18 protein-coding genes are annotated in these 22,628 nt (G+C 73.2%); 12 read left to right on the forward strand and 6 right to left on the reverse strand.

All coding sequences use genetic code 11. The features are described 5' to 3' along the window. Positions 1–74 precede the first annotated feature (74 nt). Positions 75–1,766 carry a sensor histidine kinase gene (locus tag ABD841_RS03480; protein ID WP_344967739.1) on the forward strand — a complete coding sequence of 564 codons (1,692 nt, stop codon included), beginning with the start codon at positions 75–77 and terminating at the stop codon, positions 1,764–1,766. Then, the gene (locus ABD841_RS03485) at positions 1,741–2,415 is read left to right on the forward strand and encodes a response regulator transcription factor (protein WP_344967861.1); all 675 of its coding nucleotides are present in this window, start codon (positions 1,741–1,743) and stop codon (positions 2,413–2,415) included. The genes ABD841_RS03480 and ABD841_RS03485 overlap by 26 nt, the downstream gene beginning before the upstream one ends. Here the strand turns inward: ABD841_RS03485 and ABD841_RS03490 are convergent. Both ABD841_RS03490 and ABD841_RS03495 read right to left on the reverse strand, forming a co-directional pair. Then, entirely contained in the window at positions 2,360–3,040 is a 681-nt protein-coding gene (locus ABD841_RS03490; RefSeq protein WP_344967741.1) for a phosphatase PAP2 family protein, read from the reverse strand. The genes ABD841_RS03485 and ABD841_RS03490 overlap by 56 nt on opposite strands. Positions 3,041–3,181: 141 nt before the next feature. Then, positions 3,182–4,258, reverse strand: a complete 1,077-nt coding sequence (locus ABD841_RS03495) for a PLP-dependent cysteine synthase family protein (protein ID WP_344967743.1) — start codon at positions 4,256–4,258, stop codon at positions 3,182–3,184. 266 nt (positions 4,259–4,524) lie between these two features. On the opposite strand from ABD841_RS03495, the gene ABD841_RS03500 reads away from it, so the two are divergent. Then, positions 4,525–5,121 (forward strand): sigma-70 family RNA polymerase sigma factor, encoded by a 597-nt coding sequence (locus tag ABD841_RS03500; RefSeq protein ID WP_344967745.1) that lies wholly within the window; start codon positions 4,525–4,527, stop codon positions 5,119–5,121. Positions 5,122–5,271: 150 nt separating this feature from the next. Here ABD841_RS03500 and ABD841_RS03505 read toward each other — a convergent pair whose 3' ends face one another. Then, positions 5,272–6,108: an EamA family transporter gene (locus ABD841_RS03505; protein ID WP_344967746.1), complete on the reverse strand. Its 837-nt coding sequence runs from the start codon at positions 6,106–6,108 to the stop codon at positions 5,272–5,274. 85 nt (positions 6,109–6,193) lie between these two features. Here ABD841_RS03505 and ABD841_RS03510 point away from each other — a divergent pair, with 85 nt between their 5' ends. From ABD841_RS03510 to ABD841_RS03520, 3 genes are all read left to right on the forward strand, one after another. Continuing rightward, on the forward strand, positions 6,194–6,769 hold the full coding sequence (locus ABD841_RS03510) for a helix-turn-helix domain-containing protein (protein ID WP_344967747.1): 576 nt from the start codon (positions 6,194–6,196) through the stop codon (positions 6,767–6,769). Positions 6,770–7,013: 244 nt separating this feature from the next. Further along, a complete protein-coding gene (locus ABD841_RS03515) occupies positions 7,014–7,847 on the forward strand; it encodes a polysaccharide deacetylase family protein (protein ID WP_344967748.1) in 834 nt (277 codons plus the stop codon). Positions 7,848–7,934: 87 nt separating this feature from the next. Beyond that, positions 7,935–8,570 (forward strand): DUF2461 domain-containing protein, encoded by a 636-nt coding sequence (locus ABD841_RS03520; RefSeq protein WP_344967750.1) that lies wholly within the window; start codon positions 7,935–7,937, stop codon positions 8,568–8,570. 123 nt (positions 8,571–8,693) lie between these two features. On the opposite strand, the gene ABD841_RS03525 is transcribed toward ABD841_RS03520, so the two are convergent. Beyond that, positions 8,694–9,305: a superoxide dismutase family protein gene (locus ABD841_RS03525; protein ID WP_344967752.1), complete on the reverse strand. Its 612-nt coding sequence runs from the start codon at positions 9,303–9,305 to the stop codon at positions 8,694–8,696. Positions 9,306–9,567: 262 nt separating this feature from the next. Between ABD841_RS03525 and ABD841_RS03530 the strand changes: the two genes are divergently transcribed. From ABD841_RS03530 to ABD841_RS03550, 5 genes are all read left to right on the forward strand, one after another. Continuing rightward, the gene (locus ABD841_RS03530; protein ID WP_344967754.1) at positions 9,568–10,785 is read left to right on the forward strand and encodes a heparin lyase I family protein; all 1,218 of its coding nucleotides are present in this window, start codon (positions 9,568–9,570) and stop codon (positions 10,783–10,785) included. Between the two features lie 188 nt (positions 10,786–10,973). Further along, a complete protein-coding gene (locus ABD841_RS03535) occupies positions 10,974–12,299 on the forward strand; it encodes a discoidin domain-containing protein (RefSeq protein ID WP_344967756.1) in 1,326 nt (441 codons plus the stop codon). Between the two features lie 66 nt (positions 12,300–12,365). Next, positions 12,366–13,697 carry a discoidin domain-containing protein gene (locus ABD841_RS03540; protein WP_344967758.1) on the forward strand — a complete coding sequence of 444 codons (1,332 nt, stop codon included), beginning with the start codon at positions 12,366–12,368 and terminating at the stop codon, positions 13,695–13,697. A 133-nt stretch (positions 13,698–13,830) separates the two neighbouring features. Beyond that, positions 13,831–15,048, forward strand: coding sequence for an MFS transporter (locus ABD841_RS03545; RefSeq protein ID WP_344967761.1), 1,218 nt, complete (start codon positions 13,831–13,833; stop codon positions 15,046–15,048). Further along, entirely contained in the window at positions 15,045–16,043 is a 999-nt protein-coding gene (locus ABD841_RS03550; RefSeq protein ID WP_344967763.1) for a TolB family protein, read from the forward strand. The genes ABD841_RS03545 and ABD841_RS03550 overlap by 4 nt, the downstream gene beginning before the upstream one ends. Before the next feature lie 5 nt (positions 16,044–16,048). Here the strand turns inward: ABD841_RS03550 and ABD841_RS03555 are convergent, their stop codons facing one another. Further along, positions 16,049–18,850 (reverse strand): LuxR C-terminal-related transcriptional regulator, encoded by a 2,802-nt coding sequence (locus tag ABD841_RS03555; RefSeq protein ID WP_344967765.1) that lies wholly within the window; start codon positions 18,848–18,850, stop codon positions 16,049–16,051. Between the two features lie 217 nt (positions 18,851–19,067). Here ABD841_RS03555 and ABD841_RS03560 point away from each other — a divergent pair, with 217 nt between their 5' ends. Beyond that, positions 19,068–21,752: a LuxR C-terminal-related transcriptional regulator gene (locus tag ABD841_RS03560; protein ID WP_344967767.1), complete on the forward strand. Its 2,685-nt coding sequence runs from the start codon at positions 19,068–19,070 to the stop codon at positions 21,750–21,752. A 50-nt stretch (positions 21,753–21,802) separates the two neighbouring features. On the opposite strand, the gene ABD841_RS03565 is transcribed toward ABD841_RS03560, so the two are convergent. After that, entirely contained in the window at positions 21,803–22,519 is a 717-nt protein-coding gene (locus tag ABD841_RS03565; RefSeq protein WP_344967769.1) for a superoxide dismutase family protein, read from the reverse strand. Positions 22,520–22,628 lie beyond the last annotated feature (109 nt).

Raw genomic sequence — 22,628 nt, forward strand, 5'->3', positions numbered from 1 at the left:
GTCCGGCCGGGCAGGCGCCGATCATTGACTTTCGGCGGTGGAAGCACCCCCGGCGGGTGGCTACCGTCGATCGGATGACATCTTCCGTGACCGACCCGGGCACCCGGCGCCACCGGGTGGAGGACGTGCTGCTCTGGGCGGGCCTGTGCCTGCCCGTGCTGTGGGGTGTCCTGACCTCCGCCGCCGGGGGGTACGCCTGGTGGGAGCCGGTCGCCGAGGCGGCCCTCCTCGCGGTCGCGGTGGCCGCCTCTCGGCGCCGGCCCCCGGTGGCGGTGCTCGTCGCCGCCGCCTGCTGGGCGGTCTCGATCGTCTCGCGGGACGGTTCGGTGCTCGGGGTCGCCGCGTTCCCGCCGACCATGGTCGTCACGAGCTACCTGGCGGGTGTGCGGACGGCGGAGGTCTGGCCGGTGTTGTCCGGGCTGCTGGGCGCGTCCGCCACGGTCGTGGTCCTCGCGCCCCTGCTGGCGGGGGAGCCCGGGGCCGGATTCACCGCCGGCCTCACCGGGATCGCCGGGATCGCCCTGTTCGGCGTCGTACCGTGGCTGGTGGGCAGGCACCGGCGCCAGAGCCTGCACCTGGCCCGCGTCGGCTGGGACCATGCCGAGCGGCTCGAACACGAGCAGCTCATGATCGCCGAACAGGCTCGGTCGCGGGAGCGGACGCGCATCGCCGAGGACATGCACGACCTGCTCGGTCATGAGCTGAGCCTGATCGCCCTGCGCGTCGGTGGGCTGGAGGTGGCCCCCGGTCTCGACGAGCGCTACCGCGAGGCGGCCGGCGAGGCCCGCAGAGCGGTCACCGCCGCCTCCGAGCGACTTCGCGAGATCGTCGAGGTGCTGCACGGCGACTGCGAGTCCGCCGGGCCGGAGCCCGGCCGGCAGGACGTCGTCGAGCTGGTCAGGCGCGCCCGCGCCTCCGGCGTACCGGTCGAGCTGCGCCTGGAGGGGCGGGTCGCGCCGCCGCCCATGGTCGAGCGGACCGCCTACCGGGTGGTCCGGGAGGCGCTGACCAACGCCGCCAAGCACGCCCGGGGCGCCCTGGTCCGGGTGACCCTCGACCACCGTGACGGCGAGACCCACGTGACCGTGACCAACGACCTGGTGCCCGCCGACCGGGGAGAGGCTCGCGCGGGGGGTGGGCTCGGGCTGGTGGGGCTGGCGGAACGGGTCAGGCTCGGCGGGGGGAGTTTCCGGGCGGGCGAGCGCGACGGCGTGTTCGAGCTGGTGGCCCGGGTGCCGCACGTTCCCGGCCGGGTCGCCGCCACCGGGGAGGCCCGGACCGCCCCGCCGTCCCGCTCGGCGGTCCGGCTGGCCGAGGAACGGCGGCGGGTGCGCCGTACCCGCCTCACCGCGGTCGCCGCCGCACTGGTGGCCGGGACGGGTGTGACGGCGGCCGTGCTCGGCTACATGACGTACGACGCGGTGACCTCGACGCTGCGCCCGGCCGACTTCGAGCGGTTGCGGGTGGGGCGGGAACTGGCCGAGGTCCGGGCGGTGCTGCCGGCCAGGACCCGCGTCGAGTCCCCGGCGCGCACGGGCCCGGAGCCGCCGGCGCCCGCCGGGGCCGTCTGCCGTTACTACAGCACGCACGGCAACCCCTTCGACGGGCGGCGGCACGATCTCTACCGGCTGTGCTTCTCGGGTGGGCGGCTGGCGAGCAAGGATTTCCTGCCGGGGGACGGCGCCGGGCGCGGTTCCGCTCCGGGGCCCGGAGCGGAATCCGGTAAGGGGGAGGAGCATGGTGGTCCGAGTCGTACTGGCCGATGACGAGCCCGTGATCCGGGCGGGGGTGCGGATGATCCTGTCGGCCGACCCGGCGATCGAGGTGGTCGACGAGGCCTCCGACGGGCGGAGCCTGGTCGAGTCGGTCCGCAGGCACCGGCCCGACGTGGCGCTGGCGGACATCCGGATGCCGGATCTCGACGGCCTGGCCGCGATCACCGAGATCCACCGGGTGGCGCCCGGGACGGCGGTGCTGATCATGACCACCTTCGGCAAGGACGCCTACATCGCACGGGCCCTCGGCGAGGGCGCCGCCGGGTTCCTGCTCAAGACCGGCGATCCGCGCGAGTTCCTGCTGGCGGTGCGGGCCGCGGCCGAGGGGGCCGCGTACCTCTCACCCCGGGTGGCGTCCCGGGTGATCGGTGAGATCGCCGGCGGGCGGCTGGCCCGCGCGGCGGCGGCCCGCACCCGGGTCGAGGCGCTGACCAGGCGGGAGCGCGAGGTCCTCGGCCTGGTGGGGGCGGGCCTGTCCAACGCGGAGATCGCCCGGCGCCTCCACCTGGCCGAGGGCAGCGTCAAGACGTACGTCAGCACGATCCTGACCCGCCTGGACGTGCGCAACCGGGTTCAGGCGGCCATCATCGCCCATGAGGCCGGGCTCGCGGATCCCGATCCCAGCCCGCCTCCGCGGTGACCGCCCCGGTGCCGCCCAGCAGCGGGCGCCACAGGGCCTGGCCACGCAGGCGGTCCACCAGCGGTGTGAGCGGCGGCGTCAGCAGCAGCACCAGCAACGGCGCCGCGACCACGCCCAGCAGGAAGCCCGCCGCGACGTCGTGCGGGTAGTGAACGCCGAGGTAGACCCGGGAGAAGGCCGCCAGCACGGCCAGCGCGAGCAGCGGGAGCGTGGCCCTGCGCCAGGCCAGGAGGAGCACGGCCGCCGCCCCGGCGGCGAGCACCGAGTGGTTGCTGGGGAAGGACCAGTCCCCGTACTCGGGGCAGGGGGCGAGGGCGGCGACGCCCGGTACCGCGCGGCAGGGCCGCTCCTCCTGGACGATGTTCTTGAGCACCTCGCTCAGGAGGTAGACGACCACCACGGCCACGGGCCCGATGACGGCCGCCGCCATCGCCCGCGCGTCCTGCCGCCGGGCCCGCCACCACGCCCACACCAGCAGGGCCGCGAGAAGCACGATGACGGCCTCCGTGCCGAGCTCCGCCAGGCCGTGTGACCAGGACGGCGTGTCACGGGCGAACTCCGTGACGTCGCGGTACCACTCGGCGCTGACGTCCGGGACATCCTCGATGTTTATAGCGTCGTTCACTCTTCATCCACTCTTGGGTCACAAGTCAGTGCTTTGTCGGTCACCTCCGACCGTAGACCCATCGGGGAGCGGGAACGATCATCGATCGTCCTCGATCACCCTTGACTTTCGTCAACGCCGCCCGCCGAGGCCCGCCCTCGCTCACCCCTCGCCGAGGAAGGCCCGCAGGTCCTCCAGGTGGGGCGCGATGTCCAGGCCGCGGTCGGCGAGCCAGGTGTCGTCGTCGTAGCTGCCCCGGTAGCGCTCGCCGCCGTCGCAGATCAGCGTGACGACGCTGCCCTGCTCGCCCGCGTCGCGCATCTCGCGGAGGATCTCCACGGCCGCCGCCACGTTGGTACCGGTGGAGCCGCCGACGTCGCGGCCGGTGACCTCGCGGACCCAGCGCATGGCCGCGATGGACCGGGCGTCGGGCACCTGGACCATGCGGTCGATCACGGTGGGCATGAACGACGGTTCGACACGGGGGCGGCCGATGCCCTCGATGCGGGAGCCCGGGGCGGTGACGGTGTCGTCGCCGGAACACCAGGAGGAGTAGAAGGCGGAGCCCTCCGGATCGACCACGGCCAGGCGGGTGGGGTGACGGCGGTAGCGGATGTATCGGCCTATGGTGGCGGAGGTGCCACCGGTACCGGCGCCGACCACGATCCAGGCGGGTTCGGGGTGGGGCTCCAACTGCATCTGGGTGAAGATGCTCTCGGCGATGTTGTTGTTGCCCCGCCAGTCGGTGGCCCGCTCGGCGTAGGTGAACTGGTCCATGAAGTGACCGCCGGTCTCCGCGGCCAGGCGCCGGGACTCCTCGTAGATCGTTCCAGGGTTCTCCACGAGGTGGCACTTGCCGCCGTAGAACTCGATCAAGGCGATCTTCTCGGGCGAGGTCGAGGCGGGCATCACCGCGATGAAGGGCAGGCCGACCAGCCGGGCGAAGTACGCCTCGCTCACCGCGGTCGACCCGCTGGAGGCCTCCACGACCGTGGTGGAGGGGCCGATCCAGCCGCCGGCGAGGCCGTACAGGAAGAGCGAACGGGCGAGGCGGTGCTTCAGTGAACCGGTGGGGTGGACCGACTCGTCTTTCAGGTAGAGGTTTAGCCCCCAGCGGGTGGGAAGCGGAAAGACGTGGAGATGCGTGTCGCAGCTTCGATGGGCGTCGGCCTCGACGCGTCGGATGGCTTCGGTCACCCAGCGTCGGGTCTCGGGGTCATGCCGGTCCACATGTTTCATGTCCTTAAAGGTATCGCCACCTGCGGTTATGTGATTTCATGCACATTTCATACCAAACCCGGTAGACGGTGTTATGATATTGAGACTTGTTCGGCTGCGAAGCGTGTCGCAACCGCTGATGACGCAGCCATCGAAGAATCCCCTGAGCAGCTAGAGGTCTTAACGGCACCCTTACGGGATGCCTGCGAGCATGTGCTACGCCGCCGGAACGGGTGCGTCGCGCCTCCGCGGGGCGGCAATGGGGGGAAGAGCACGAGGGGGATCGAATGATCACGATGACGGATGAGCAGCGTCAGGACTGGTTCGAGCGTGATGTCGTGCCGGTGACCGGCCAGCTCTACGCGTCGGCGATGCGTTTGACCCGTAACTCCGCCGACGCCGAGGATCTGGTCCAGGAGACCGTGGCCAAGGCGTTCACCTCCTACCACCAGTTCCGCGAGGGCACGAACCTCAAGGCGTGGCTCCACCGCATCCTGACCAACAACTTCATCAACGACTACCGCAAGAAGCAGCGCTCGCCGAAGCTCTCGGCCACCGAGGAGATCGAGGACTGGCAGCTCGCCGCCGCGGAGTCCCACACGTCCAGCGGTCTGAAGTCCGCCGAGACCGAGGCTCTGGAGCAGCTGCCCGACAGCGCGGTGATGAACGCCCTGCGGGCCCTGCCCGAGGACTTCCGCGTGGCCGTCTACCTGGCCGACGTCGAGGGCTTCGCGTACAAGGAGATCGCCGAGCGGATGGGCACCCCCATCGGCACCGTCATGTCCCGCCTGCACCGCGGCCGACGCCAGCTGCGCACCATGCTGGCCGACTACGCCCGCGAGGAGGCGGGCCTGCGCGTGCCCGAGCAGTCTCGGGCCGCCTGACCCTCCGCCCCGGTCCGTCCCGGCCGGTCCCTTCGAGATCGACCCTCGGCCTTACGGCCCGCACCCGTCCCGGGTGCGGGCCGTAAGAGTGCTCACGGCGCCGGCGGTTCCGGGGATCCCGTCCGGGGGCGTCCGGGTTCTCCGGGACGGTCAGCCGCCGGCGATCAACGCGACCGCCGCGAGGGTGAAGCCGATCCCGACCACCTGGACGGTGTTGAGCCGCTCGCCCAGCACGTACCGGGCCAGCAGCAGCGTGCTCGCCGGATAGAGCGAGACCAGCACGGCCACCAGGCTCAGCATGCCCCGTTGCTGGGCGAGGACGAAGAGCGCGTTGGCCGCCATATCGAGGGTGCCGGCCGCCACGATGACGTGCAGCGTGCCGGGGCCGGGCCGCGGCGGCCTGCGGGTGGCCAGGGCCAGCAGCGCGATGAGGGCGATCGAGGTCGTCCTCGCCCCGAGCAGCGGCCACATGCCGGCGCCCTCGGGCGCCTGGGAGAGCAGGACGAAGAAGCCGCCGAAACCGGCGCCCGCGGCGAGCGACGCCAGGACCGGGCCGTAGCCCCGCCCGGACGCGGCGGCCGAGGAGTCGCGGCTCACCAGCAGCACCGCCACCAGCGCGAGGAGCACCCCGCCGAGCGCCACCGGTTCCGGCCGCTCCCCGGTGGCCAGCCCGAACAGCACCGGCAGTGCCGCCGAGGTGGTCGCGGTGATCGGGGCGACCACCGACATCACCCCGACGGCGAGCGCCCGGTAGAACAGCACCATCCCGGTGGTGCCGGACACTCCGGCGGTCGCGCCCCACGCCAGCGCCTCGGTCGTGAGGACTCCGGGCAGCACCGGCAGCAGGGCGGCCAGCAGCGCCAGGCCGGCGATCTGCGAGAGCAGCACCACCGCCAGCACCCGGGAGCGACGGGTGGCCAGGCCGCCGAAGAAGTCGGCGGTGCCGTACACCACCGCGCAGACCGTCGCCAGCACCGCAGCCGTCACTCTTCACCCCAGTTCAATAGGTTGCACTACTAGTACAATACAGAGAGTGCAATGTAGTGCAAATCAGGTTCACTACACTGAACCCATGGACCCAGAGACGATCACCGCCGCGATCGCCAACAACGTGCGGGCCCAGCGGGCGCACCGGCAGCTGACCCTGGACGAACTCGCCGCCCGCTCGGGGGTCAGCCGCGGCATGCTGGTCCAGGTCGAGCAGGGCAGGACCAACCCGAGCATCTCCACGCTCACCCGCATCGCCGATGCGCTCGGGGTCACCGTCGCGCGCATCGTGGAGGTATCCGACACGCCCGTGGTCCGGGTGGTCCACAGCGCCGACGTCGTCACCTTCCCGCACGGCGCGTCGAGCACCGCGCGCCTGCTGGTCGGCACCGACGCTCCCGCCATTCTGGAACTGTGGGACTGGCGGCTGGCCCCGGGTGACCACCGCGACAGCGACGCCCATCCCCCGGGCACCCGCGAGATGCTGACCGTGCTGGAGGGCCGGCTGACCTTGTCGGTGTACGGCGGCAGTCACACCATGGAGACCGGCGACGCCGTGGTGTTCAGCGCGGACCGGCCGCACCGGTACGCCAACGACGGCGACGTCCCGCTGCGCTTCATGATGGTCGTCACCGAGCCCCGGGAGACGCCCGACCGCTGACGCCCCGCGCCGCCCGGCTGCCGGTGGGGTACTTACATGTCGGGAAAGAGGTGAAATTTCGGTATTTGGGTACACATCTGTTGGATATGGCACTCGTGTGGCGCGTCGGTTACGGAGAACCGGCGGCCGATGTTCCATCCTTGTCAGGAGCCTGGCCGTGATCTTGCGGGGGACGCGGCCGGGGCGTTGCTCGCAGTCCTCGCACTGCCGGCCGGGGGATGGCATGCGGCTGTGGATCGTTCCAATGGTGCTGCTGGCGGCTGCGGGATGCGCCTCCCCGATCGCCCCGGCGGATCGGGAACGGCGACCGGCGGCCTCCGCACCCGCCGCCTCCGCACCCGCCGCCTCCGCGCCCGCCGTCCCCGCGACGGGCCGGCTCCCGGCGACGGAGCGCGGGGGAGCGGACGGCGAACGGGCGTACCGGCCGGGTGAGGGCCTTCCCGCCGCGCCCGCGGCCCGCCGGGTGAACTGCCGGAGGATCAAGTGCGTGGCGCTGACCTTCGACGACGGCCCGGGGCCGTACACCCGTCCCCTGCTGGACGTCCTCGCCAGGCACCGGGCCAGGGCGACCTTCTTCGTCCTGGGCCGCATGGTGGTCGACGACGGCCCCGGCACCGTCCGCCGGATGGTGGCCGAGGGACACGAGCTGGGCAACCACTCGTGGAGCCACCCGGTGCTCTCCGAACTGTCGAGGGCGCGGATCCGCTGGCAACTCCTCCGCACCCAGCTCGTGGTCGAGCAGGCGACCGGGGTCAGGATGACCGTCATGCGTCCGCCCTACGGCGCCACCGACCTCAGGGTCACCGCCGAGAGCCGCCGCCAGGGGCTCGCGCAGGTCCTGTGGAACGTCGACACGCTCGACTGGCGTGACCGCAAGGTCTCCGTCGTCGTGCGGCGGGCGGCCAGGATCAGGCCGGGCTCCATCGTCCTGTTGCACGACATCCACCCCTCCACGGTCACGGCCGTGCCCCGGCTGCTGAGGCGGCTCGCCGCCAGGGGGTACACGTTCGTGACGCTCTCGGAGCTGTACGGCGGCAGGCCGCTGAAGCCCGGGAGGAAGTACTACAACCGTGGCTGACGCCGCCCGCCCGCCCGCCCGGCCGGCCGGACCCGGCGCGGGGCGGTCGGGCGGGAACCGTCGGAGCCCGATGGCACGATGGAAGCCATGAGCTTCAGCGGTTTCCCCGACGAGGCCTTCGTTTTCTACGAGGGCCTCGAGGCCGACAACTCCAAGACCTACTGGACGCGTCACCGGCACGTCTACGACCGTGCCGTGAAGGAGCCCATGGCCGCCCTGGGGGAGGAGCTGGCCGCCGAGTTCGGGCCGGTGCACCTGTTCCGGCCGCACCGCGACGTGCGCTTCTCCAAGGACAAGTCGCCTTACAAGACCCATCAGGGCGCCTACGTCGCGACCGCCGAGGCCGTCGGCTACTACGTCCAGCTCGACGCCGCCGGGCTCCACGTGGGCGCCGGCCTGTACACCGCGCAGGGCGACCGGCTGACCCGCTACCGCGAGGCGGTCGACGAGGAGATCAGCGGTGTCCCGCTGGCGAAGATCGTGGCCGAGATCCGCGCGGCGGGCTACGCCGTCGAGGGCGACCGTCTCAAGACCCGTCCCCGGGGCGTCCCGGACGACCATCCCCGCCTCGACCTGCTCCGCCACCGCTCGCTGCACGCCGGCCGCCGCTTCGACCCCGAGCCATGGGTGCACACCCCCGAGGTCCTCGACCGCGTCCGCGTGGTCTGGCGCGACCTCACCCCTCTCGTCGAGTGGCTGACCGTCCATCTCCCGTCGGACTAGCCGGGCCGTCCGGAGGCACGGGAAACGGGCGGGCAAGGCCGACGCGCGCAGCGAGTCGCTCGCCGCGCACACCGGACTGCTCGCCAGGCGGGCGGCCGGGGCGGCAGTCCGGCGCCTGGTGATTCACTCGCGCCTGGTGATCACTCCGCAGGCGATGCGGCCGCCGGAGTCGCCCGCCTTGCGGGTCTCGGCGTCCGGGCCCCTGGTGCCGGTGGAGTCGGCGGGGTGGGTGTAGCGGTCGGGGATGTTGGCGTGGTTGTCCGGCAGGGCGTGGATCACGATGGAGCTGCCGTCGCGGTCGAAGAGCTGCCCCACCCGGAAGCGGTCGGTCACGACGGTGGCCTCGCCGGTGCCGTCCTCCGCGACGAGGAGGTTGGGCAGGTCGCCGGAGTGGCCGGCGTGCGCGGCCGAGCGGAGGGTGAAGTGCGGGCCCGCGCTGTAGAAGGGGCTTCCGGTGACCGGGTCGGTCGAGTCGGGGTCGCACAGCCCCTTGGCGTGGATGTGGAGGCCGTGGTGGCCGGGACGCAGGTTCCTCACCTTGATCGTGACGCGGGACTTGTTGTACAGCCGGTGCTCGATGCGCAGCACGCCGACGTTCCTGCCGGCCGTGTCCTGGATGACGGCGTCGGCCTTCGGCCAGGGCCACCGAGCCGCCTCGGCGGTCGCGGCGGTCGCGGCTCCGGCCATCACCGTGCCGGCTGCGACAACCAGGGCGAGACAGGTCTTGTGAAGCATGGACGATCCCCCGTGTACGAGTCCGGGCTCCTCCGCGGTAAGGAGGAGCGGCCCGCACAGGTTCTTACCTCAGGAGACCGCGCCCGCCTCCGTCACCACGCCGTGACGCGGCGTAAAAGGGAGGGCGGGCGGCGGAGATCCGAATGAGCATCACTTACTCATGACTGTCACCGATCACCCGTGGACCCTGTCGGAAACGGACACCGGCCGACACGCGGCCCGCACCCGAGCGGTGGGGGCCGGTTTCGCCACTGGGGAGCTGATGACAGTGATATGGAAGAGAGTCGCGGTACTGGCCGCGGCGACGTTGGCGATGGCGTCAGGGGTTTCGGCCCTGCCCGCGCAGCCGGCGAGCGCCGATCCCGCGGGCGTCTTCAGGACGCTGGACTGGGAGAACGCGGCCGACCGCACCATGCCGGCGGCCGCGCCCAGCGGCTTCGGCAAGCATTGGGTGGCTAGCCACGGTGCCACCGTCGTGACCGGCCCGGTGCGGGACGGCTCCTACGCGGCGCGGTTCCAGCTCAACCGTGACGATCCCATCCACTCCAGTAGCAAGCGCGCCGAGATCACCCAGCGCGACGAGCAGCCTCTCAACGTCGAGCGATGGTACGGCTTCAGCATCAATCTGCCCGCGAGCTGGGCCCACGACGTCTCGGCCGAGATCGTGAGCCAGTGGCACCAGTGCGACAGGGACTGCCCGGGCGGCTCGCCGCCGCTGGCGCTGCTCACCGACGAGGGACGCTGGAAGATCGACTTCCGGGGAGACATCATCGACCTCGGCCGGTACACCACCGGCACGTGGACGGACTGGGTCTTCCACGTCAAGTGGCGCACCGACAGCTCCGGGCTGCTCGAGGTGTGGCGCGGCGGGCAGATGGTCCTGCAGCGCACGGGCGCCACGCACCCGGGGGGCCCGCGCTCGCCGTACTTCAAGTTCGGGATCTACAAGTGGGACTGGAACAACCCGAGCAAGCCGTCCGACACCAGCCAGCGGGTCATGTTCTACGACGCCCTGCGGCTCGGTGACCAGCGGGCGACCTACGCCGACGTGAGCCCCGGCGGCACCGGCGGCCCGGCCTGCGCGGCCACCGTCCCCGTGGCGAGCGCGTCCGCCACCACCCACGAGGCGATCAACCCGCCGGCGCAGGCCGTCGACGGCAACCTGTCCACCCGCTGGTCGGGGCAGGGCTTCGGCGCCGCCCTGATCCTGGACCTGGGAACGACGCGCCGCCTCTGCGGCACGCGAGTGGCCTGGCACCTCGGCGACAAGCGGTGGAACGACTACACCGTCTACACCTCGCCGGACAACGTGACCTACACCAAGGCCTGGGAGGGGCGCAGCTCGGGCACGACGCTCGCGCCCGAGGAGGAGCTGTTCACCAACGGCCCCCGCGACGCCCGGTACGTCAAGATCGCCTTCTGGCAGAACCCCCAGAACGACTGGGCGAGCATCACCGAGGCGGCCGTCCTCGGATCCTGAGACGCGTCTCCGGCCTGACCCCGCCGGTCCGGGGCCCGATCCCCGATCCGGCTGATCCGGGCTCCGGCTCCCGACCCGGCCGCTCCGTGTCCCCGACCTGACCCGGAGCGGTCCCGCCGCTCCCGTGCCGCCGTCCCCGCGGCACGGGAGCACCCCGGCGACTTCCCCCCGCGGAGAGGCGACTCCCCATGCGACGACCCGGCACCCTCCCTCTGCTGACCGCGCTGGCCGCGGCCGGCGCCATGCTGCTCACCGGATTCACCCCCGATCCCCGCGCGTCGGTCCCGGCCGCCTCTCCGGTGGCGGTGGCCGGGACCGACCCGGTCGACGGCGTGGCGATGATCTATCCCACCAAGGCCGGAGGACAGGTCTGGCACCTGTCGGCCGACCCCTCAAGCGACCCCCGTCTCGACGGGACGAGCCTGGAGCCCAACGGGGACGGCACCTTCACGGTGCGGAACGTCAAGACCCGGCTCGGCGTCTCCACGACCACCTACGACGAGGACGAGCACGAGGACGACCTCACCTGGTACCAGCCCGACCTGCGCACGGACGGCCACATGCACGACCGGAACGACTGGCGGGACGTGGAGATCACCGGATACGTCCGCTACGTCGAAGGCGAAGACGACGGGGACGCCTTCACCTGGTACGCCCGCGGCGGCCGGCACACCGGTGAGGGGCGGGCCCCCGAGGCGTGCTGGGGAACCGCCTACAAGGGCAACCTGCGCTACGCCGACGGGGCCGTCAAGTTCGAGAAGGAGATCTACCACCACGGCGGCGACGGCTACGCGGACGGCTCCTACGTCAACGGCGGCGCCTCGATCAAGGGCAAGACGGTCGGCTTCAAGACGGTCATGTACAACATCCCCGGCGGCGTGCGGCTGGAGGCCTACCTCGACCGGGAGAACGACGGCACCTGGACCCGCGTCACGACCCGCGACGACACCGGCGGCTGGTCCATCGACACCGGCAACCCCTGCGGCGGCACCCGCACCGAGCAGGTGACCTGGGGCGGTCCGAAGGCGGCGTTCCGCTGGGACGACGCCACCGAGGTCGACGTGACCAAGCTCAGCGTCCGGGAGATCGACCCCGCCGGCCAGGCGGACCCCTGCCCGATGAAACTCGCCCCCGCCGGTGTGACCGCCAGCACCTGGGAGGAGATCAACCCGCCCTCGAACGCGATCGACGGGAACCTGGCGACGCGCTGGTCGGGCAGCGGGTACGGGGCGCACCTGGTGCTCGACCTGGGCGCCTCGCGCCCGGTGTGCGGGGTGGACGTGGCCTGGCACCAGGGGGACGGGCGGTGGAACGACTACACCGTCTACACCTCCCCGGACGGCGCGACCTACACCAAGGCGGCGGAGGGGCGCAGCTCGGGATCGACCCTGAGCCCGGAGCCGTACCGCTTCCCGCCGCGCCAGGCCCGGTTCGTCCGCATCTCGTGGTGGAACAGCTCCGCCGGCAACGGCTGGGCCAGCATCGCCGAAGCCGCCGCGCTCGCCACCTCCTGACCCACCGGCCGGGCCGCCGACCCGCCGGCCCGGCCGGACACCCCACTGCCGACAGGGAGATCACGCATGCCACGAACGAAACGGGTGTGGGCGGCGCTCTGCGCGCTCCTCCTGATACCGGTGCTCGGCGCGGGTGGCGCCGCGCGAGCCGACGACGTTCCCTCGACGGTCGTCCCGGTCATCCCCGGCTGCACCACCGCCCAGCCGGTCTCCGCGGTGACGGCCAGCACCTGGGAGGAGGTGAACCCGCCGGGGCAGGCGGTCGACGGCAACCTGACCACCAGGTGGTCCGGGGAGGGGCTCGGCGCGCACCTGATCCTCGACCTGGGCCAGGCGCGCACCATGTGCGGCCTGAAGATCGCTTGGCACCGCGGCAACCTGCGGTGGAACGACTTCAACATCTACACGTCCACGGACGGCACGACCTACACCAAGGTCTGGGCCGGCCGCAGTTCCGGGAGCACCGCGGGGTTCGAGAGCTACCCGTACGCCGCGCCGGTGAGCGCCCGCTACGTGCGGATCTCCTTCTGGCAGAGCCAGGAGGGATCCTGGGCCAGCATCAGCGAGACCGCCGCGCTCGGCCCCGACCAGGGCCAGGGCGGCGAGCACGTGGTCGTGGCGGCCGGTGACATCGCCACCACCTGCGAGGAGAGCGGCTGCGCGCATACCCGCACCTCCGACCGGGTCCTCGCCATCAACCCCGAGGTCGTGCTGACCCTGGGCGACAACCAGTACGAGAACGGCACCTACCAGGAGTTCACCACCCACTACGCGCCGAGCTGGGGCCGGTTCAAGGCGAAGACGAGGCCGACGCCGGGCAACCACGAGTACGGGCTCGGCGACGGCGCGGCGGGCTACTTCCAGTACTTCGGCACGGCGGCCAGGCCCGCGGGGAAGAGCTGGTACAGCTTCGACCTGGGCAACTGGCACATCGTGTCGCTCAACTCCGAGACGAGCCGCAGCGCGGGCAGCGAGCAGGTCACCTGGCTCCAGAACGACCTGAGCGCCACCACCAAGCCGTGCGTGCTGGCCTACTGGCACCGCCCGATGTTCAGCTCCGGCTCCTCGCACGGCAACTTCCCCAACATGCAACCGTTCTGGGACGCGCTGTACGCCGCGCGCGCGGACCTGGTGCTCAACGGCCACGACCACGACTACGAGCGGTTCGCGAAGCAGAAGCCGACCGCCGAGGCCTCGTCGTCGGGGATCCGGGAGTTCGTCGTCGGGACCGGAGGCGCCTCGACGAAGCCCTTCGGCACGATCCGGGCCAACAGCGAGAAGCGCCTGCAGGCACACGGGGTCCTCAAGCTCACCCTGGCCGCGGGTAGCTACTCGTGGCAGTTCGTGCGGGACGACGGCGAGATCCTCGACAGCGGGGGACCGGTCCCGTGTAACTGATCCGCCCCCGGGTGACCGCGCAGGCCTGCCGCGACCGGGCGTGACCTGCCCCGGCGCGGGCCGCCCGATCACCGCTTCGCACGGCCGGCCCGGCCGGCGGGATCCGCCGAACTCATGGAGAAGGGATTTCCACGTGTACCTGTCGACCGCCAGGGTCGCGCCGGTGCCACGGGCGGACGGCCCGATCCGCCGCCTGCTCTCGGGCAACGTGCTCGCGCTGGGCATGGTCAGCCTGGTGACCGACGTGTCCGCCGAGATGGTGACCGCGGTCCTGCCCGCCTATCTCGTGCTGGGGCTGCACTTCAGCATGGTCCAGTACGGCATGGTCGACGGGCTCTACGCCGGGATGACCGCGCTGTTCCGGCTCGGCGGCGGGTACGCGGCCGACCGATGGCGCCTGCGCAAGGCGGTCGCCGGTTTCGGGTACGGGTTGTCGGCCCTGGCCAGGCTCGGCCTGCTCGCCGCGGGGCCGTCCGCCGCGGGGATCGGCGGCGCGCTGGCGGCCGACCGGATCGGCAAGGGGCTGCGCACCCCGCCGCGCGACGCGCTGATCACACTGTCGGTTCCGGCGCCCCTGCTGGGACGGGCCTTCGGGGTCCATCGCACGATGGACGGCGTGGGCGCCTTCCTCGGGCCGCTCGCCGCGCTCGGGGTGCTGGCGCTGGCCGGCTCGGGTCAGGCGTTCTCGGCGGTTTTCGTGGCGAGTTTCTGCGCCGCGGCCCTCGGGGTGCTGCTGCTGGTGCTGTTCGTGCGCGACCGGCGCGAGCCGGTCCCGCGGGCGGAGCGGCGGACCTGGAGCCCGCCGTGGCGGCTGCTCGGAGCCGCGGGGTTCCGGCGGGTGTGGCTGGCCGCCGTCCTGCTCGGCCTGGTCACGGTCGGCGACGGGTTCGTCTACCTGCTCCTGCAGCGCCGCGAGGACCTGCCGATCATGTGGTTCCCCCTGCTGGCGGTGGGGACGAACCTGGCCTACCTGCTGCTGGCGACGCCGATGGGCTGGCTCGCGGACCGGGTCGGCCGCGGTACGACGGTGATGGTGGGATGCGCGGCACTGCTGAGCGTGTACGCGCTGCTGGCGACGGGCGGCGGCACCATCCCGCTGATCCTGCTGCTCTACGGGACCTTCTACGCCGCGACGGACGGGGTGCTGATGGCGTGTGCCGGGCCGGTCGTGCCCGAACGGTGGCGGACCAGCGGGATGGCGGTCGTGCAGACCGGGCAGGCGCTGGCCTACCTGGTCTCCTCGACGGCCTTCGGCACCGTCTGGCAGGTGTGGGGGGCGTCCGCCGCCTGCTGGGCCGCCGCCTGTGGTGCGGCGCTCGCGCTCCCGCTGTGCGGGCGGTGGCTGCGGTGAGGGCCCGGATCGCCGTCGCGGTCGTGGCCACCGTCGTCCTGGTGGGGGTGGCGGTCGGGTTCGCGTGGCTGTCCGGCGGTGCGCGGCCGGCCGCGGCCCCGTCCGCGGCCCCGCCCGGGGCCGCGTCCATGGGAGCCTCCGCCGCCCGGGTGCCGGCCGGGCCCGGCGTGCTGGCGCGCGGCACCGCCGACGGGCCGGAGTACGGCAGGCTCGTCGTCGCGGGGCCGGGCGGGCGCGACGTCCTCGACCTGTCCTGCGTCCGTGCGTACGCGGCGGGTGGCACCGGTGTCTGCCTGCGCGAGGAGGTGGACGCGCCCGGCTCCTACGAGACCGTGGTGTTCGACGCGGACCTGCGGCAGACCTGGTCCAGCCCTTTCGCCGGGGTCCCCAGCCGGGCCAGGGTGTCGGCGAGCGGGCGCATGGTGTCGTGGACCGTGTTCGTCCAGGGCGACTCCTACGCCGGCACCGGTGGGTTCTCCACCCGCTCCGGCGTCCTCGACACCCGCACCGGCACCGTGGTGGGCACCCTGGAGAGCTTCGCCGTCACCCTCGACGGGCGGCCGTACGAGGCCGCCGACGTGAACTTCTGGGGGATCACGTTCGCAGCCGACGACAACCGCTTCTACGCGACCATGTCGACCGGCGGCCGGCCGTACCTCGTGGAGGGCGACTTCGCGGCGCGGCGGGTGCGGACGTTGCGCGAGAACGTGGAATGCCCCTCCCTCTCGCCCGACGGCACCCGGCTGGCGTTCAAGAAACCCCGTCCCGGCGGGACGTGGCGCCTGGCCGTCCTGGATCTGGCGACCATGTCCGAGACCCCGCTGGCCGAGACGCGCGACGTCGACGACCAGCCGGCCTGGCTCGACGACCGCACCGTGATGTACGGCGTGGCGCGGGACGCGCGCCACGCCGACGTCTGGGCCGTCCCGGCCGACGGCGGAGGCCGTCCGCGCCTGCTGGTGCCCGATGCCGAGTCCCCGGCTCCGCTGCGCTGATCCCGTCAGGGGAGCCGTCCCGGTCCGGTCCCGTCGCGGGGTGGATCCGCCATGAGCCAGGTCAGGCCCACCGGCGGTACCGGCCGGGGCAGGCCCAGGGCCTGCGGCAGATCCGCCCGGCTCCGGACGCCGAGCTTGCCGTAGGCGCGCTGCAGGTGGTTGGCGACGGTCCGTTTCGACAGGCCCAGACGCTCGGCGATGGCGTCGTTGGTCATGCCGCCGGCCGCGAGCTCGCACGTCTCGCGCTCGCGCTCGCTCAGCGTCGTCTGCGCCCCGGCGGTCGCCGCCCACGCCGGCCGGTACCCCTCGCACAGCAGGGTCAGGTCGCGACCCCTTATCCGCAGCCGGGCCGCCAGCCGGTCGTCGCCCCGCCCGGCGGCGAACTCGGCCGCGGTCGACACGGCCTCTCGGGCCAGGCTGTTGTATCCCCGCTCCTCCAGGGCGTCCGCCGCGGCGGTCAGGCCGTCGACGTCCCCGCCGACAGCCGCCTGGGCGTGCCGGGCGAACAGGACGAAGAGCTCGCTGTCGCAGTGCCCGGCGGCCTCGTGCAGGGCCTCCGCGACGGGGCGGGAGGGGCGCAGCCGCACCGAGAGGTAGAACGCCTCGACCGCCTTGGTGAACCACCCCGCCGACCGGTAGCGCGCGCCCAGCGAGGCGCCGGCCTCGGCGGCCTCCGCCCGTCCCCCGCCGGCCTGGACGTCGACGCGGATCCTCGCCAGGGCCAGACGGCCGTGCAGGTTCGACGTGGCGGGCAGCCGGCGCGTGATCTCGTCCAGCACCCGGCGGCTCTCCTCGAACCGGCCCACGGCGGCCAGGCAGGCCCCGTACTCGGCGAAGACGTAGACCTGGATCGGGAAGGACACGTGATCGTCGAGGAGCGCGCGGGCCTCCCGGAAGTGGGGCAGCGCCCGGCCCGGCCGCCCCGCCCACACCTCGCAGATGCCCAGCTCGAAGGCGAGCAGCGACGCCTCGGCCGAGGCCTCCCGCTCGACGGCCGTCCGGTAGCCGGAGCGGGCCGCGGCGAACGCCTCGCCGAGCCGGCCGGCCAGGGCGAGGGCCTGCACGTGGCAGGCGGCCGTGGCGGCCCCCATCACGCCCCACACCCGCGGGGCGCCCAGCCGTCCCGCAGTGTAGGCGTCGGCCACCTGCGCGGGCCGGCCGAGATAGATGGTCAGGTAGGCGTGGAGAGGGTCGCAGACGCTCGCGATCACGCCGTCCCGCACCCCGGCGGACAGGGGGGAGAGGTCGACCGAGGAGAGATCCGTCGCGCCGTCGCCGAAGGTGGCCAGCGCCAGTTCGGCGACGGCCAGTTCGGCGGCGGCCTCGCCGTCCAGGAGCCCGGCGGCGCGGGCCCGCCGGACGACCTCCCCGGCCTCGGCCGGGCGCCGCAGGTTCCAGAACAGGTTGAGCGCGCGTAACGCCGCGACCTGGGCGAACTCGCTCGATGGGTCCGTTCCGCCGTCGGCCATGCGTCTGCTCAGCAGATCCTCCGCCTCCTCCGCCTTGTCCTGGGCGACCAGGGCCCGCGCCAGCACGTCGGCGCCTGCCGCGGTGCCGGCGTGGCGTGCCAGCCGCTCGGCCAGCGGAGCGTCGCAGCGCGCCAGCGCGTCGCGGGCGGCGCCCACGACCCGGTCGCCGGGCACCGGATCCCCCGCGGCCAGCTGCCAGGTCACCGCGCGCAACCGTGCCCGGTCCGCCGCGTGAGCGTGGGTCACCGCCCCGGCCAGCGCCCGGTAGACGTCCTGGCGACGGGCGTCGTCGGAACGGGCCCGGACGGCCTCGCCGTACAACGGGTGCCCCATCCGGACCACGAGGTCACGACGGACCCGCTCGACCGTGATCAGAGAGCGCTGTTCGAGTTCCACCAGCACGGACGTGTCGACGAGCGTTTCGATCACCTCGAGGGAGACCGGCTCGGCGTGCGCCACGTACGACAGCGCGCGGGCCTCCTCGCCGGCGCGACCGCCGAGGAGGCCCGCGACCAGGTCGCGCAGCCGGTGCTGGGCCGGCATCTGGCCCCTCCACCGCCACACGTCGCTGACCCGGCGTAAGGTCCCCGAGGCCCGGCAGGCTTCCACGAGGTGCCGCAGGAAAAGCGGGTTACCCCGGGTGGCACGCCACAGCCGGTCGGCGGTGAGCCCGTCGACCGGCCCGTCCAGCGCCGCGGTGAGCAGGGCGCCGGCCGTCGCGCGATCCAGCCCTTCCACCGCCGACGTCTGCACGAACGGCCGGCGCAGCAACGCCACGACGGCCGGCGCGTCCGTGAAACCGGTCCTGGCCGCGGCGAGGACGCGCGCTCCCGCGGTGGCGGCCAGGTGCTGGACCAGGGCGACGGACACGTCATCGAGGTGGTGCACATCGTCGATGACCACGACACACGGGCGGCCCCCGGCGGCTTCGCGCAGCGCGCCGGCGGCCGCGGCGAAGACGTTCGCCGTGTCCCGGTGGATCTGTTCGGGCAGCAGGGCCGCCATCGTCGCGAACGGCAGACCGTTCGAGGCCTCGGCCCCGGCCGTCACCACGACGTGCATGCCCTCACCGCGGCAGCGGAGCACGACCGAGTCCAGCATCCGGGACTTGCCGACCCCGGCCTCGCCGACGAGGAGAACGCCGGGCTCGCCCTGCCGCCCGAGCTGGGCCACGGTGGCCCGGATCTCGGCCGCCCGCCCGACGAAGGGCCAGACGGAGCGGGCCGTCCGGGTGCCGCAGCCGTCTTCGTCCGGCGGTTCCTCCTTCCACCTGTCGTCGTACGGACTTTCCCGTGCGTGGTCGTACGGACTCTCCCGCGTGTCGCCATACAGACGCACAGGGCCTCCCTCATCACCGCCGGACGTTAACCCGAGGGCGGGTTTTCCCCACGAAAATGACGACGAACATGAATAATCCACCTCACGAGCGCCGGGAGAACACCGCCGAAAGACGGCGGGTACGGGACCACAACCGCGTCATGGCCCGGCACGGAAAGACCAATCGGCGAAGGAGCCGCCAGATGGGGACGGGAACGCACCCGGCCGTTCCGAGGCCATGATCGGGAGCACCGGGGTCGCCGCCGACCGGGAGGACGCCGCGGAATGGCCCGTGGTCGGCCGGGAGGAGGAAACACGCGAGATCCTGGCGGCGCTGGCGCTGCCCTCGGGGTCGGGGGTGCTCCTCACCGGCGAGCCCGGGGTGGGCAAGACCCGCCTCGCGGATCTCGTCCTCGACCGGTGCGCCGGGATGGGAGCCCTGATCGTCCGCGGCGCCGCCACCGAGGCCACCAGGAACATCCCCGGGGTGGGGGTCGCCGGCCTGCACATCGCCGCCGGGCCGGCCGGCCGCCCCTTCCCCGGCCTTCCCGGCGGTGCCCCGGCCGGTCGGATCGTGCTCAGCATCGACGACGCCGACCAGCTCGACGCCTCGTCGGCGGCCGTCGTCGGAGACCTCGTCCGGACCCTGGACGCCAAGCTGCTGCTCACCGCGCGCACCGGCGCGCGCTTCGCCGAGCCACTCGCCCGGGGGCCGCTGACCGTGCTGCCGCTGGCGAACCTGTCCCGCGCCGTGGTCCTCCGCCTGCTCACCCATGTCCTGGACGGTCCGGTCGACGGGCTCACCGCCGACCTGCTGTGGCGGATCACCCGCGGCAACCCGCTGCTGTTGCGGCGTGCCGTCGGCATGGGGCTCGACACCGGAGACCTGGCCCGGGTACGTGAGGTCTGGTGCTGGCGCGGATCACCCGCCGGCCACCCCCGCCTGCGTGAGCTCGTCACCGCCGACCTCGCCACGTTCGACGGGACGGAGTCGAGGGCGCTGGAGTACGTCGCCCTGGCGGGCTCCCTCCCGCGGGAGACCTTCGAGCGCCTGGCCGGACCGGAGACCGTCAACGGCCTGTCGCACCGGGCCGTCATCGTCCTCACCTCCCGAGGGGGAGCGGACGAGGTCGCCATGTCCCATCCGTTCCACCGGCAGGCCCTGCTCGCCGGGCTCGGCCCCTTGCGCCGCCGGCAGAGATACCGGGAGCTGGTGGCCGCCGACGAGGCGGGCGGCTCTGACACCGGTGACCCGGCCGCGGTGCTGTGGCGGCTGGAGGCCGGCCTCGACGTGCCGGCGTCACAGGTGATCGCCGCGGGCCGGCTCGCGCTCGCCTCGGGGCATTCCGCACTTGCCGAGGATCTCGCTCATCACGTTCCCGGCTCGCCGGGCGCGGTCCTCCGGGCCCAGTCGCTGATCGCCCGGGGACGGGCGGCGGACGGTGAACGCCTGCTGGCCGACCACGGGGGAGACAGCGCCGAGACGATCGCGCTGCGCTCGCTGAACCTGTTCTGGGGCCTCAGCCGGACTGCCGACGCGCACGCGGAGATCGCGCGGGCACGGGCTTCGGGCACGACCTGGTCCGCGGACCTCGGCGTGGCCGAACTCGCGCTGGCGCTCTTCACCAGGACCGTCCCGCCGGAGACGCGGGGTACCGGCCGCTCGGACGTGCGGGGTCCTGCCCCGCCGGAGACCCGGCGGGGTCGCTCCGTGGCGCGGCCCGACCCTGTGCCGCGGCCCGACCGCGAGACGCTGAACCCGCTGGTCGCCGATGCCGCCACGGCGCTGTGGGCCTACCGGCTCACCTTCCGCGGCAGACCCGCGCAGGCGGCCGAGACCTTCGACCGCGGGCTGCTGGAACTGCCGACGCGGTGGCCGGCCATGCGGGGGTCGACCGCGGCCTGCCAGGTCCACGCGCTCGTGCTGGCGGGCAGGCTCCGCGAGGCACTCCCTCTCGTCGAGACCTACTACGAGGAGTCCGTACGGCGCGCGGAGCCATCCGAGGTCGCCATCGTCGGGCACGTGCGAGGCCACTGCTGGATGTGGGCGGGCCGGCCGGGACGGGCGATCGCCCCGCTGCGCGAGGCCCGGGCGCTGGTCGACGAGCACACGCCGTTCCCGCTGCGGGTCTTCGTCTTCTGCGAGTACGCCGTGTGCATCGCCGTCCTCGGACGCCCCGAGGAGGCGTTCCAGGAGCTCGACCAGCTCCGCGCGCTGATCCCCGACGATCTCGGCCTGCGTGACAGGCTGGAGTTCAGCCGGATCCGGCTGCTCGCCCACTCCGGGCGGCCCGCCCACGCCGCCGACCTCGCCGACCGGCTCGCCGACCGCTACCTGCGCGACTCGCGGCTCACCACCGGCGTCGAGTGCGCCTACTACCACGCCCGGCTCCGCCCCTCGCCCCGGGCGGCCGCCCGCCTCCGCGAGGCCGCGGGAGCCTGCGACAGCCCGCTCTTCGAGCTCTTCGCCGACCACGCCGAGGCACTGGCCGCGCGGAACGGCCCGGCGCTGCGCGGGCTCGCCGACCGGTTCGCCGAACTCGGCTATGCGGGACTGGCCCTGGAGACCGCGGGCGCGGCGCCGGGCGGCGGTCGCGCGGCGCGGCGGCGCCTGGACGACCTCGCCGAACGCTGCGACGGCTTCCGGCCCCCGTGGCTCCCGCCGCCCACCGGGTCGTCCCCGCCGTCCTCCTCCCGGAACTCCTCCCTGACCAGCCGGGAACGGGAGGTGTGCGAGCTGGCGGCGGCGGGGCTCAGCAACCCCGCCATCGCGGAGAACCTCGGCGTCTCGGTGCGGACCGTGACCAACCTGCTGGCGAAGGCCTACGACAAGCTGGGCGTGCGCAGCCGGCGGCAGCTCGGCGCCGCGCTCCCGCCGTCCCCGGCCCGCGAGAGCGCCGCAGGCACCACCGGGCCCCGGTAGCCGGAGCGATCCGGCCGGTGTTCCGTTCGCGTGCCCCGGGCCGGAGCCGGTCAACGCTCGGTGATCACTCCGCAGGCGATGCGGCCGCCGGAGTCGCCGGTCTTCCGGGTGGTCTCGTCGGGGCCGTCCTCACCGTAGCGTTCGGGGATGTTGGCCTGGTTGTCCGGCAGGGCGTGGATGACGATGGAGCTGCCGTCGCCGTCGAGGAGCTGCTCCACCGTGAAGCGGTCGGTCACGGCGACGATCCTGCCGGTGCCGTCCTCGTTGACCAGGAGGTCGGGCAAGTCCCCGGAGTGGGCGGGGTGGTCTTCCGGACGGAGGCTGAAATGATCACCTGCGCTGTGGAAGGGGCTTCCGGTCTTCGGGTCGGTCGCCCGGGGGTCGCAGACGCCCTTGGCGTGGATGTGGAAGCCGTGGTAGCCGGGAGGCAGATCCCTGACGACGACCGCGACCCTCGTCCTGCCCTCCTCCAGACTCCTGACGCGCAGCCTGCCGACCTCCTCGCCCTCCGCGTTCTTGATCACCGCACGGGCTCGGGGGCCGGAGGCCCCGGGCGGGTTCCGCGTCTCCGCCGGGCCCGGAGATCCGGGCGGGCTCGGTGTCGCCGGCGGGGTCGGTGTCCCGGCCGGGCTCGGTGTCCCGGCCGGGGCCGGCGAGCCCGAGCGGCCCGGCGTCGCCTCGGCCGAGATGATCGGGCCGCCGGCCATCCCCGTGCCGAGCGCGCCCAGCACGATGACCAGCCCCAGACGGGTTGTGCGAAGCGTCATGAGAATCCCCCGTGATCTCGTTCGCCCTTCCGCGGTGCAGGGGAACCCCGATGGTTCCCCCACCTCCGAGTATGAGAAGGCGACCGGGCGCCCCGGATACCGGGGGTGA

It is taken from the genome of Streptosporangium fragile (genome assembly GCF_039534445.1).
GTDB lineage: Bacteria > Actinomycetota > Actinomycetes > Streptosporangiales > Streptosporangiaceae > Streptosporangium > Streptosporangium fragile.